Here is a 12583-nt window from a genome sequence, read left to right as displayed (position 1 = left end):
ATCGCTAATTTAAAAATACTGAGTTGAGAATAGCGTAAAAATTACAGTTATGACTTTTAACCTTCGCGGAGGCAAATCCGCTGCGGGCGATCGCGCTTATCAGGTGCGGCACTACGTGCAGCGGCGGGATCGCACAATATGCCCCCGACGCAATCGGCACGCAGTCTGGGAAACCGCACCTGACAACCTGCAATCGACTATGATAGCGGTTAACCAGGTCTTGTTTGAGCAGGTGTTTATGAATCTCAGGCTGTGGGTTTGGGGGATCGCTGTAGGTGCGAGTATCCTGCTAGGAGTCCCGGCGGTAGCTGCGCCCAGCGTTATAAAAATTAGCCAAGGGGTATCGCAGCAGGGAGGGGGAAACCCGGTGGCGGATGCTCAAAGAGCCTTTACAGAAGGGGATCAACTGTACCAGCAGGGGACGGCGGAATCTTTAAGACAAGCGATCGCCAAGTTTGAAGAACTATTAAAGCTGTATCGGCAAGCGGGCGATCGCGCTGGGGAGGCTACCACCCTCCACAGCATCGGCAAAGTATACTCAGATTTGGGAGAAAAACAGAAAGCCCTAGAGTATTACAGCCAGTCTCTTCCCCTGAGTCGGGCAATAGGCGATCGTTCAGGGGAAGCTGTCACCCTCACCGACATCGGCAGAGTCTACTCAGTTTTAGGAGAAAAACAGAAAGCCCTAGACTATTACAATCAGTCCCTTTCTTTGAGCCGGGTAATAGGCGATCGCCAAAAAGAAGCCTACAACCTTTTAGGTATTGGCATGATCTACGCAGAATTTGGAGAACAGCAGAAAGCGCTAGAGTATTACAATCAGTCCTTTTCTTTGAGCCAGGAAATAGGAGATCGCCGTTGGCAAGCTTTCACCTTGATCGTCGTTGGCAATGTCTATTCAGGTTTGGGAGAGAAACAGAAAGCCCTAGATTATTACAACCAATCTCTTCCCCTCAGTCGAGAAACAGGCGATCGCTCTGTTGAAGCCTTCGCTCTGATTTGTGCTGGTAGAGTCTACTCAGAAGTGGGAGAGAAACAAACAGCCTTAGACTCTTACAACCAGTCCCTTAAATTGTTGCTGGCTATAGGTGAACGCGAACAAGAAGCTCGTACCCTTAACTACATAGGTATTGTCTATTCAGAAGTGGGAGAAAAACAGAAAGCCCTAGAGCATTACGGCCAGTCTCTTCCCATCAGCCAAGCTGTGGGCGATCGCTCTGGGCAAGCTGTTACTCTAATCAGCATTGGCCATGTCTACTCTGAATTGGGAGACCAACAGAAAGCTTTAGAGTATTACAGCCAGTCCCTTGCAATTTTCCAGACTCTAGGCGATCGATCCTCAGCAGCAACCACTCTCACCAGCATTGGCATTGCCTACTCAGAATTAGGAGACAAAGAGAAAGCCTTAGAATATTTTAACCAATCCCTTATCCTCAAGCGAATAGTAGGCGATCGCTCGGGAGAAGCTCGCACCCTCACTGGCATTGGTAACATATACGCAGAATTAGAAGACCAACAAAAAGCCCTAAACTATTACAATCAGTCTCTTTCTTTGAGCCGGGAAGCACGCGATCGCCAAAGAGAAGCCTACAGCCTTATAGGTATCGGCAGGAGCTACGCAGAATTAGGAAACAAAGAGAAAGCCTTAGAGTATTTCAATCAATCCCTTCCTCTGACTCAAGCCACCCTCGATCGCTCCTTAGAAGCTCTTACCCTCTATAGTATTGCTACTATCAAACGTGACTCTGGTAATCTTAACGAAGCTCTCACTGAGATTGAAGCCTCCCTCAAAATTATTGAAAGCCTCCGCACCAAAATTGCCAGCCCAGAACTCCGCACCTCATACTTTGCCACCGTACAAAACTATTACCAGTTCTACATTGACCTGTTAATGCAACTGCACAAAACGCAACCCAGCTCTGGTTATGATACCAAAGCCTTTGAAGCCAGCGAACGTTCCCGCGCCCGCAGTCTCCTCGAACTTCTGCAAGAAGCAAATGCCGATATTCGCCAAAGTGTCGCCCCTGAATTATTGCAGCGAGAACGCAGTGTGCAACAGCAACTCGATGCCATTGAAAAACGGCGCGTCGAAGTTCTCAATCGCCCCAACTACACTCCCACCCAAGAAGCAGAATTAGAACAACAGCGGCAAACTTTACTTGCACAATATCAGGACATTCAAACACAAATCCGCGCTACTAGCCCCCGGTACGCAGCCCTCACCCAACCGCAACCTCTAACGCTTGCACAAATTCAACAACAAATCCTCGATGAGAATACAATTTTACTCCAGTATTCTCTAGGAAAAGACCGCAGCTATCTGTGGGCTGTGACTAAAACCACCATCACCAGTTATGAATTGCCTCCAAGCGCCGACCTCGAAAAAGCCGCCCGCAATTTCCGCGATGCTGTAACCGATCAGCGCTACCGAAACATCCCCGATCGAGTCGCTGAAGCTAACAACACGCTTAGTCAAATTATTTTACAGCCCGTAGCAGCACAACTCGCTCAAAAACGCCTGCTGATAGTTGGCGATGGCATTCTCAATTACCTCCCTTTTGCCGCCCTCTCGCTCCCTGGAAAATCAGGTGAAAAGGGGAATCCGCCTTTAATAGTAGACCATGAAATCGTGCTGCTGCCTTCTGCTTCCACCTTGGGAATATTAAGACAAAACTACAGTGACAGACAACCTCCTACTCGGACTTTAGCGATTCTCGCAGATCCAGTTTTTAGCCCGGAAGATGAACGAGTCAAAAACCAGTCAACCGCCACCAATCTGCAAGCAATAGAATCAGTAAATCAGGGTTTAAGCCGCTCTGGTCGCGACAATAACTTACAGTTGAGCCGTTTACAATTCACTCGCCAAGAAGCTCAAATCATTCAAGCGTTAGTACCAGCTAATTCTCGCACCGAATCTTTGGATTTTGAAGCCAGCCGCGCCGTCGCAACCAGTCAGAACTTAAGCCAATATAAAATCATTCATTTTGCCACTCACGGTTTAGCGAATAGCACTAACCCGGAACTATCGGGAATCATCTTGTCACTGGTAGATGAAAAGGGCAATCCCTTAAACGGATTCCTGCGACTTACTGATATTTTCAATCTCAAATTAGCAGCAGATTTAGTAGTGTTAAGTGCCTGTCAAACCGGAATGGGGCAGAACATTCAAGGCGAGGGCATGGTAGGATTAACACGGGGATTTATGTATGCCGGGGCTCAGCGAGTGGTTGTGAGTTTGTGGAGTGTGGACGATGAAGGAACGGCTACGTTAATGTCGAGTTTCTATCAGGGAATGCTGCAAAAAGGGTTAACGCCAGCGGCAGCATTGAGGGCGGCGCAACTGGAAATGTTGAAGCAGGAAGAGTGGCGTTCTCCTTATTATTGGGCGGCTTTTACTCTTCAGGGCGAATGGCGATAAATTTTATGAAAAAAACCAGCATTAATTCCCATTCCGGGGGAGTGTAAGTCTGGCGAGAACTTTTTGCGGTGAATCTGGATACCAAAAAAAAGCGGCTCCGCTTGTCGCAGAACCGCCGTCACAGAGGATGAAAAATCAAAACTTAACGCACAGCGCCTTGTACTGAAGGTGATTCAATTGTTTTCATGAAGTACAGCTTCACTAATTGCCAGCCGTTCGAGAGATACAAAGGCAATTTTTGGAAGAATTGCAAGAATTTCGGAGTGTTAGAAGCAACAATTGCGGTCAACTTCTGATTGTTCTTGAGGCAAACATCCAGCCGTTCATAAAACTCGGGATTGTTCACGTCGAGCATCACGGGGAATACGCGGCCTGCTGTTTCGTTGGTCTTTTTAATCACTTCGATGTCGTATTCGCGAGCATCGAGACCGAGCGATCGATAAAAACCACCGCGCTGGATATCATTGAGATACATTGTCGCAAATACTGACAGCAAGAAGAAACGGCACCAAAGCTTAGCGCGCCAATCATTCAACATCTGAGGCTGAGCTCTCATCACCGCATCAAAGAAATCTCCGTGGCGGTTTTCATCTTGGCACCAATTTTCAAAGAATCGGAAAATCGGATAAATCTGGTCTTCAGGATGCGCTTTTAAGTGCTGGTAAATCGTGATGTAGCGCCAATAACCGATCTTTTCCGACAAGTAAGTCGCGTAGAAAATAAACTTCGGCTTAAAGAATGTGTAACTGCGGCTCTTTGTCAAGAAACCCAAATCCAGGGACAAATTAAAGTCCGAGAGGGCTTTGTTGAGGAATCCGGCGTGCCGCGCTTCGTCCCGCGACATCAGCAAGAAACCTTCGGCTAGCACTGGATTTTTGTCCTTGAGCTTGCGTGCCAATTCTTTGTAAAGCAAGAATCCAGAAAACTCAGCGGTGCAAGAGCGTTCCAGGAATTCAATGAACAACTGGCGCTTTTCGCCGTCGATGTGTTCCCAAGATTGATCGAACTCGGCATCACGCACGAAGTGGTTGCGGTTGTAGTCAACGCGGAACTCTTCAATAATTGCTTTTAGTTCGGCTTCATTTACCGAGATGTCCATTTTGGCCATCTCGTCAAAATCTGTTGTGTAAAATCTCGGCGTGAGAATAGTTTCTTTGGCTGGGGCTTTCACTCCCGGCCGCAGTTCTTCAAAAGTGGGTTTTTTGAGGGAATCTACCATATGTTTATTGGATTTTTGCTTATAACTACTCGCTTGTTTCCATTTTCGGGTACTGCGGGCGATCGCGCTCGTGTATGTCCGGCCAGCGCGGGCGGCGCGCTCGGTTTGGCGCTCGGTTTGGCGCTCCCTGTGGAATCCAGTTCTAAGCTGCTGTAATTTCCACGCCCTCCAGTTTACCAAGCTCTCGCCCGCGCAAATATGTTGCTGGCGTTAAGAATTGCTACGCAAAATTACTCATGGGCTTCCAGACAAGGTATTGGGAAACCAAATTCTGCCTTTTGTCAGTTTATTAGGCTACCACACAAATAAATTCCCCTGTCAAGCTGTTTAAACACCGCATAGAAAGTACAAAATGTATAGAGGGACTCCAATTCTAGAATAATCAGGCAGGACGGTCAGAAAATGAGCAATTTAGGTGTTAGTTACCTTTTATGGGCAGCTTGTTTTTTCGGCCCCTTCGGACTCCACCGCCTCTACAACGGCAAGATTGGTAGTGGTTTGCTGTGGCTGTTTACCTTTGGTTTGTTTGGGTTTGGGCAATTGTTTGACTTGCTGCTGCTGCCGAACATGGTGGACGAACGCAATGCCACTCTCAGGGGCAAACTCGGCGTCTCTCGCGAAGGTATACCGCTATATCCAGTCAGCGGGGCGATCGCCGCGACATATCCCAAGCCAACTCCAGACCAGTTAGGGGTTAAACTCCTGAAGGCAGCTTATACCAAGAACGGAAGATTATCTGTCACCCAAGGGGTGATGGCAACCGGCGCTACTTTTGCCGAAGTGGAGGAGGCTTTCACGGCAATGCTCAAAACTGGTTATGTGAGTATCGAGAACGATGCCGTAACTGGGGTCGTGATCTACCACTTTCACGAACTTTAGCTGCTGCGGGTGCGTTACCTAGGGGATTTTGTCTATTTTTCCAGAAGCTAATCGCTGACGCACCCTACTACTTAATATTGCTGACCGAGCAGTTATTGCCGTTTTTTGAGTAAGCATTGCCGGCAAAATCGGCTAGAATGTTTGTTTGTCTATATAAGCAAGCACAAAGTATTTAGCGTCATGGCAGTCCCTAAGAAGAAAACCTCCAAATCCAAGAAGAATATGCGTAAGGCCACATGGAAGCGCAAAGCTGTAGTGGCAGCTCAGAAAGCTCTGTCTCTGGGCAAATCTGTTCTGACTGGACGTTCCAACAGCTTCGTGTATCCCGGCAATGAAGAAGAGGAGGAAGAATAGAAACGGAATACCGGGCATGGGGCGAACCCGATGCCCGATCGATCAATCCTTTTTTGCTGTTGGTAAAATCAGCATGGCATCGCCAAAGGAATAAAAGCGGTACTGTTGCTCGATCGCTTCTCGGTACAAATCCAACAGCCGAGGCCTTCCAATCATCGCACTTACCATCATCATCAAAGTAGAGCGGGGCAAGTGAAAATTGGTAATCATCCCCTCTACAACCCGCCACTTGTAGCCCGGGTAGATAAACAAATTGGTCGGGCCGCAAAAAGGTTGCAAGGAAAAATCGCCACTCGCGGCGGCCGCTCCCTCTAAAGCTCGCACTGCTGTGGTACCCACGGCAATGATCCGCCCGCCTCGGGCTTGAGTTTCCCGGATTTTCTCGACGGTGGCGGGGGGTACTTCCACCCATTCGCCGTGCATTTTGTGAGCCGTCACGTCTGCCACCTCCACCGGGCGAAACGTCCCTACTCCGACGTGTAAGGTGACAAAAGTTTTTTCTATTCCCCGCTGTTCCAAGCGGCTGAACAATTCTTCGGTGAAGTGCAGGCCTGCTGTGGGGGCAGCCACGGCCCCAAGCCGATCGGCATAAACAGTCTGGTACTGTTCCGCTGAAGCTTGGGAATTTTCGATGTAGGGCGGCAGGGGTATGTGGCCGTATTCGTCCAAAAACTTCGCCAGATTTTCATCTGTGGGGATGTCAAACTCCAACAGCCGTCCTCCTGTTGCGTCGTCCCTCTCTATAACTGTTGCAGTCAATCGACGACGATCGGGCATAGTGGCATCGGGAAGGCAACAGCAAGGAGCTGTGGTCGAGTCCTCACAGCCAGGGGCGATGGGATCAAACTCAATTTTTGCTCCCAATTTTAAGCGTTTCCCCGGTTTAACCAAAGCCAGCCAACAGTTGTGCTGCCGTTCTTCCATCAACAATATCTCCACAGCCGGGCCGTTGGGTTTGTGCCCGTAGAGTCTCGCTGGCAGCACGCGGGTGTTGTTCAGTACCAGCAAGTCCCCTGGTTGCAGCAAATCGGGTAAATCCCTAAAAATCCGGTGTTGGTGGCTGCTGGGAGAATCTACAGCCAGCAAGCGAGAACTGTCCCTCGGCACTACGGGATTTTGGGCAATGCGTGAGGGCGGAAGTTCGTAGTCGTAGCCGTCCAAAGACCAGTCCATCTCTGTCATCGAGTGAATTCCTGTGCGATCGATCTGTCAACTGGGTAACAAATTGGGTAAAAACCCCCATCCAAAGTCGGGTGCTTTTCCCCTTGTGGTTGCGGATATAGCCCGCGAGGATAGAGGTATAGCATCAGCTTTGCTCATAAGGATCGTTATGGAATACCTCTACTACATCGCCAATACTAGCCTTACTCTGAGAGTCGTGGATTACCTACGCACGGCTCATCATCTTCCCTTGCAATTTATCACTGTTATTCACCAAATTGACGGCTGGGTGGTAAAGGTGAAAATGAGCCAATATTTAACACCCGAAATGCACGGGGATTTTAGGGCTTTTATGAACGAACTCGGGATTCCTTACGATCCTGAAATTCGCTTGCAAATGGCGCTTTGGAGCTTGGAAACCGGACAGTCGCCGCTGAGCGTGATGCGCCGCTACCAGGTGGCAGTGGTGTGTCATGGCAGCCCTGACCGTAAGGAAATTGAAGCGTTTCGCCAGCAGTTTGTCAAGGGTCTGGGATATTGCCCGGAAACTCTCGCCTAGATTGCTACGCATATAAATTAACTGTGATGAAAGAACAGGAGAGGGAGAGAAGGGAAAAGCGGGAGAAGATTTAACGCTTTTTTCAGCTCCGTTAAAGCTCAAGAGAGAAAAGCGCGACAGCCTAGGCAAGTTAACGATTAAAAATTACCTAGTGGCATTGCTTTGAGATTTTACCCTCTAACTTTTAATTATATATTTTTAATTGCTAAAAGCCGAGCGAATGTATTCTTGCAGGGTGAGTCGGTAGTTTCCTGCAACGGCGGATTGAGAGTTAGCTGCTGTTAATGCTGGTAATATTTGCTTGGTGTTTCGTCGTGAAGGTTCGCACATGACTAAGGCGACATCAAAGCGACAAGAATTATTTGCTAAATCTGGACGAGTGCTTAAAAATATTTCGGCTGTTTGCCAAAGCTTGGCTTGTTTTGTGCTACTAACAGCCAGCATTCCACCAGAATCCCAATTTCCCGGGCGGCGAGTTTTTACCTCTACAAATGCTAATGTTGGGGATGTGTGATTGGGAAGAAATCGGTTTTTTGCGATTTCTTCATCTTTTCCAAGTGCGATGATGTCAATCTCTCCCCAGCGACAGTGCCACTGCCGGTGCAGGATTTCCCAACCTTGCTGCTGCAACCAGTCGGCGACTAAGTTTTCTCCCAATGTGCCGATATCCCGAGAGTTTGGGGATTGGGGGCAATTGGAGTCAGCCGTCGCTAACGGGCGATCGCTCTTTCTGGTAGAATTCAATTCTGAACTGTCACGACTGCCCATTAGCTTGAACTTGTATGATGATTTCTCAAATTCGCCAACATCGCAAAAATATTTATACTTTCTTGCTGAGTTTTGTTATTTTAGCAGTAATTGCCGCTGGGGCGATCGCCATTAATCCCGCACCTGCTTTCGCTTTGGATCACGATAAAGAAATCCTAGTCGGCGCTGATTTTACTGGGCAAGTTCTGACTGACGACAGCTTTAATAAAGCCAATCTTCGCAACAGCAATTTTACTAATGCAGATTTGCGAGGTGTCAGCTTTTTTGCTGCCAATATGGAAGAGGCAAATTTAGAAGGCGCGAATTTTACAGGTGCGACTTTAGATTTAGCTCGCATGATGAAAGCAAATTTAACTAATGCTATCCTTGAGGGTGCTTTCGCTTACAATACCAGGCTGGAGGGAGCTATCATTGACGGTGCAGATTTTACTGAGACCCTGCTGCGAGACGATATGATAGAAAAACTTTGTAAAGTGGCAAAAGGTACTAATCCAGTGACGGGTAGAGATACTCGCGAAACTCTTTTTTGCGATTATTAAAAGGCTCGTTGAATAAAGGAATAAAGTCCTTAGTACAAACAGGTTGGTAGTAAGGACTTTATTATTGATATCAGTTAAAAAAATGTAACTGCAGGCAAGCTTCCAACGTATATCGAACGAGTCATCCCCAATCTAAAATCTAAAATCTAAAAGGGTATTAATCCCAAGGCACGGATGTTAAATCGTAAAAATTCACTTGACGCAGCCGCTCTAATTCCTTGAGCCATTCTTGTTCGGCACAGAATAGTTGGTGATATTCTCTAGCCTCTTCGCCACTGCTAGCGGCCTTGGCTTTTTCCCACATATTGAGTGCAATCCGGCGGCGCTTCATGCTAATTATTTGCTCGATACAGGCGAGGGTCGATCTAATGACTAGAGGGGCGCGATAAACGTTTCTTTCTGAGAACTCATTTAAGTGAAATAAATGCGAGATTTGATTTAGTTGATTCGGATATTCAATGAAGCTATCTTGCAATTTTAATATTAACTCTGAAGGCGCTACTTGTAAAGACATTTTGTGCAATATTTCTGCATTCACAATCTGATGCCACAAAAATCTGTGGTGAGAAAGGCTAAACTGCAGGTCTCTAGCTTCTATTGCTTCTCTGACATCTTGGCGGTATTCGGGACAGTGCAAGTAAATCTGCAATAATTGCGCTTCTGCTTCTTCTAAAAGACTGCGGGCTACGGCAGATAAGCTGGATTTTGAGTTTTTGTTTTCGCCGCTTGCACGCTGCTTTTTATATTGTTTGTTCGGCTTCAGCTTGTTTCTAATTAACAGGGGCATTGTTAAAGATTCGTCTTGACTCTGCCGCTTTGCCCAATCGCTGACTACTTGATTGAGCAAGTTTTCAGCAATCATTTTTGTGAGTCTAAAATCTCCTTTACTCAGAATTTCGGCGCACTTTTGCAGGTAATGTGCTAGCTGATTATCGTCAGTGATATTGGTTAATAAATTAATGATTTTTTTGGTGACTTGCTGGGAAGTATCGGCTTGCTTCAAATCTTGATTTACGAGCATTTGTTGCAGTTGCCAGTCGATCCACAACGGAGCATTTTCGAGCAATTCTCGATATTGTTCTGGGGAGTACGTTTTGAGGTATTCGTCGGCATCTTTGCCGTCGGGAATATTGAGCACCCGCAGTTGCACTTCTCCTTGATAAGCGAGTTTTTCTATTTCTCCAATAGCGCGTTCTGCTGCTTGATTTCCTGCTTTGTCGGCGTCGAAGTTGAGGATAATTTGTTTGGAGTCAGTGTACCGCAATAACTGCCGCACTTGGTTTAAACTTAACGCTGTGCCGAGGGAAGCGACGGCGTTGGAGATGCCGGCGGCGTGAAGTGCGATCGCATCAAAGTACCCCTCTACAACCACTGCGCGATCGGCTTTGCTAATGGCTGTTTTTGCTGTATCTAAGGCGAACAAAGTTTTGCCTTTGTCGAAGAGTTCTGTTTCGGGAGAATTGAGGTATTTCGGCTGTTCGTCGCCGAGGGCTCTGCCGCCGAAACCGATGACTCTGCCTTGGGTGTCGCGAATGGGAATCATAATGCGATTGCGGAAGCGATCGTAATAACCGCTGCCGCCATTTTTTCGGGGTACAATTAATCCAGCTTGTTCGACTAACTGCGCCGGATAGTTTTTCTGTTCTACTAAATAACTGTAAAGTGCTTCCCAACCTTGGGGTGCATAACCTAATTGAAATTGTTGGATAGTTTCTTCGCTGAGCTTGCGCTCTGATTTGAGATATGCTAAGGGTTCTTCTCCTTGGGTTTGTCGCAAAGCGTGTTCGTAAAAGTTGGCTGTTAGTGCTGAGATTTCATAGAGTTGTTCCCGCAGAGAAATTTGCCGCTGCAATTCTTGTCGGTGTTCCGGTTCGACAGTTTTGACGGGAACTTGATAATTTTTAGCTAATTCTAATACTACTTCGCTGAAAGGGCGTTTCTCCAGTTCCATGAGAAACTTAAAAGCATTGCCGCCTGCACCGCAGCCGAAACAATAATACATTTGTTTGCCGGGACTGACGGTAAAGCTGGGAGATTTTTCATCGTGAAAAGGACACAAACCTACAAATTCTTTGCCGCGTTTTCGCAACACGACGCGACCGGAAATAACGTCTACTATGTCGGCTCTTTGTTTGACTTCTTCGATTGTTTCTGGATGCAGCCGGGGAACTTGCATAGGGCTATTTTAGGTCAATTAAAATTATGTTTATTTTGAGCGGCCGCACTTTAGTAAAGCACAAAACTGAGTTTCAGGACTTGCACATAAAAACTCAAGCGTTCCGGTTTTTCGTACCAGGGCTGATCGCTGTTAATATGTGTTTTATTAAAAAAACTGGTTTCTCCGTAAGTCATAACTTTATTGTAAGATGTTTACACTAACTGTAAGGAGCATCGAAAATAATGCGAATTTTAATGATGGGCGGTACTCGGTTTATCGGGGTTTATCTTACTAAGATTTTAGCAGCACAAGGGCATGAAGTGGTGTTGTTTAACCGGGGTAACAAGCCTGTACCGGTTCCGGGCGTAAAACAGATTCAGGGCGATCGCACAAATGTCGAACAACTGCAAGAAAAGTTATCGACGGTCGAGTTTGACGCTGTTTTTGACAACAACGGCCGCGAACTCAGCGATACAAAGCCTTTAGCTGAAATATTTAAAGGGCGGGTGCAGCACTTTGTTTACATGAGCTCTGCGGGGGTTTATTTGAAGTCGGATCAAATGCCTCATATCGAAGGAGACGCTACCGATCCTAAAAGTCGGCACTTAGGTAAATGCGAAACCGAAAATTACTTGGCCGCATCGGGTTTGCCTTGGACTTCAATCCGCCCGACTTACATTTACGGCCCCCAAAATTATAACGATTTAGAGGCTTGGTTTTTCGATCGCATTGTGCGCGATCGACCGATTCCGATTCCCGGTAACGGAATGCACTTCACGCAGTTGGGGCACTGTCAGGATTTGGCTAAAGCAATGGCCGCGGTTTTGGGCAACTCTAGGGCGATCGGGCAAATTTACAACGTTTCAGGCGATCGATTTGTCACCTTTGACGGTTTAGCCCGCGCCTGCATTCAAGCCGCAGGCAAATCCCCTGATGCTATTAAGATTGTACACTACGATCCGAAACAATTTGACTTCGGCAAAAAGAAAGCTTTTCCAATGCGATTGCAGCACTTTTTTGCTTCAGTTAATAAAGCTGTCACCGATCTTAACTGGCAGCCGGAATTTAACTTAGTTTCTGGATTGAAAGATTCTTTTCAGAATGATTATGTAGTTTCGGGGCGCGACAAAGCTGAGATAGATTTTTCAGTCGATGATGAAATTTTGAAATCAGTTCAAAGTTAAGTTAGAGTGGGAGCATCCCCATGCCAGCAAAAATCTAGAACCCCACCCTAACCCTCCCCTTACTAAGGGGAGGGAACAAGAAATACAGCAAATAAACTGTCACAGTAAAGTTCGCACCGCGCACCTTACATCAAAACCAAAGATAGCTACTTAAAGGCGATCGCAAAACTCAACAACGACACCTTTGTTGTAATTATTGAAATTTAAGTTCTAAATCGGCAGGTCTTAAACAAGCTAGCTTTGTACAATACAGCAAAAACGGATGGAACTAAATTAATGATTGAAGAACTGCACAAAGGATTTCACCCTAAAAGTGATTTTATTAAAATTCAAACTTCCCAGTT

The 12583-nt window shown here is 46.7% G+C and carries 12 protein-coding genes; 7 read left to right on the top strand and 5 right to left on the bottom strand.

The window, feature by feature from the left end; all coding sequences use genetic code 11:
• Positions 1-49 precede the first annotated feature (49 nt).
• Positions 50-3418 (top strand): tetratricopeptide repeat protein, encoded by a 3369-nt coding sequence (locus tag QUA42_RS05910; RefSeq protein WP_333135947.1) that lies wholly within the window; start codon positions 50-52, stop codon positions 3416-3418.
• Between the two features lie 142 nt (positions 3419-3560).
• On the opposite strand, the gene acsF is transcribed toward QUA42_RS05910, so the two are convergent.
• Positions 3561-4637 (bottom strand): magnesium-protoporphyrin IX monomethyl ester (oxidative) cyclase, encoded by a 1077-nt coding sequence (acsF, locus tag QUA42_RS05905; RefSeq protein WP_333135945.1) that lies wholly within the window; start codon positions 4635-4637, stop codon positions 3561-3563.
• Here acsF and QUA42_RS05900 point away from each other — a divergent pair, their 5' ends adjacent.
• From QUA42_RS05900 to rpmF, 3 genes are all read left to right on the top strand, one after another.
• The gene (locus QUA42_RS05900; RefSeq protein ID WP_333135943.1) at positions 4638-4793 is read left to right on the top strand and encodes a hypothetical protein; all 156 of its coding nucleotides are present in this window, start codon (positions 4638-4640) and stop codon (positions 4791-4793) included.
• Between the two features lie 246 nt (positions 4794-5039).
• Positions 5040-5516, top strand: coding sequence for a TM2 domain-containing protein (locus QUA42_RS05895; protein ID WP_333135941.1), 477 nt, complete (start codon positions 5040-5042; stop codon positions 5514-5516).
• A gap of 180 nt (positions 5517-5696) precedes the next feature.
• The gene (gene rpmF / locus QUA42_RS05890; RefSeq protein WP_006632406.1) at positions 5697-5870 is read left to right on the top strand and encodes a 50S ribosomal protein L32; all 174 of its coding nucleotides are present in this window, start codon (positions 5697-5699) and stop codon (positions 5868-5870) included.
• Positions 5871-5912: 42 nt separating this feature from the next.
• On the opposite strand, the gene queA is transcribed toward rpmF, so the two are convergent.
• The gene (queA, locus tag QUA42_RS05885) at positions 5913-7052 is read right to left on the bottom strand and encodes a tRNA preQ1(34) S-adenosylmethionine ribosyltransferase-isomerase QueA (RefSeq protein WP_333135939.1); all 1140 of its coding nucleotides are present in this window, start codon (positions 7050-7052) and stop codon (positions 5913-5915) included.
• A 148-nt stretch (positions 7053-7200) separates the two neighbouring features.
• On the opposite strand from queA, the gene QUA42_RS05880 reads away from it, so the two are divergent.
• A complete protein-coding gene (locus tag QUA42_RS05880; RefSeq protein WP_006632408.1) occupies positions 7201-7590 on the top strand; it encodes a hypothetical protein in 390 nt (129 codons plus the stop codon).
• 198 nt (positions 7591-7788) lie between these two features.
• Here QUA42_RS05880 and QUA42_RS05875 read toward each other — a convergent pair whose 3' ends face one another.
• Positions 7789-8358 carry a YraN family protein gene (locus QUA42_RS05875; RefSeq protein ID WP_333135937.1) on the bottom strand — a complete coding sequence of 190 codons (570 nt, stop codon included), beginning with the start codon at positions 8356-8358 and terminating at the stop codon, positions 7789-7791.
• 14 nt (positions 8359-8372) lie between these two features.
• Here QUA42_RS05875 and QUA42_RS05870 point away from each other — a divergent pair, with 14 nt between their 5' ends.
• Positions 8373-8897 (top strand): pentapeptide repeat-containing protein, encoded by a 525-nt coding sequence (locus tag QUA42_RS05870; RefSeq protein ID WP_333135935.1) that lies wholly within the window; start codon positions 8373-8375, stop codon positions 8895-8897.
• 157 nt (positions 8898-9054) lie between these two features.
• Here QUA42_RS05870 and dnaG read toward each other — a convergent pair whose 3' ends face one another.
• Together dnaG and QUA42_RS05860 are read right to left on the bottom strand one after the other, a co-directional pair.
• Complete coding sequence (gene dnaG / locus QUA42_RS05865; protein WP_333135933.1) at positions 9055-11073, bottom strand: DNA primase; 2019 nt, start codon at positions 11071-11073, stop codon at positions 9055-9057.
• Between the two features lie 50 nt (positions 11074-11123).
• Positions 11124-11249 carry a hypothetical protein gene (locus QUA42_RS05860; RefSeq protein ID WP_333135929.1) on the bottom strand — a complete coding sequence of 42 codons (126 nt, stop codon included), beginning with the start codon at positions 11247-11249 and terminating at the stop codon, positions 11124-11126.
• A gap of 48 nt (positions 11250-11297) precedes the next feature.
• Here QUA42_RS05860 and QUA42_RS05855 point away from each other — a divergent pair, with 48 nt between their 5' ends.
• On the top strand, positions 11298-12239 hold the full coding sequence (locus QUA42_RS05855) for an NAD-dependent epimerase/dehydratase family protein (RefSeq protein WP_333135927.1): 942 nt from the start codon (positions 11298-11300) through the stop codon (positions 12237-12239).
• Positions 12240-12583: the final 344 nt, after the last annotated feature.

The organism is Microcoleus sp. Pol11C2, from assembly GCF_036701505.1.
Taxonomy (GTDB): domain Bacteria; phylum Cyanobacteriota; class Cyanobacteriia; order Cyanobacteriales; family Microcoleaceae; genus Microcoleus.
Note: the sequence above shows the minus strand (reverse complement) of the source record. Positions and strands in the feature narration are given on the sequence as shown.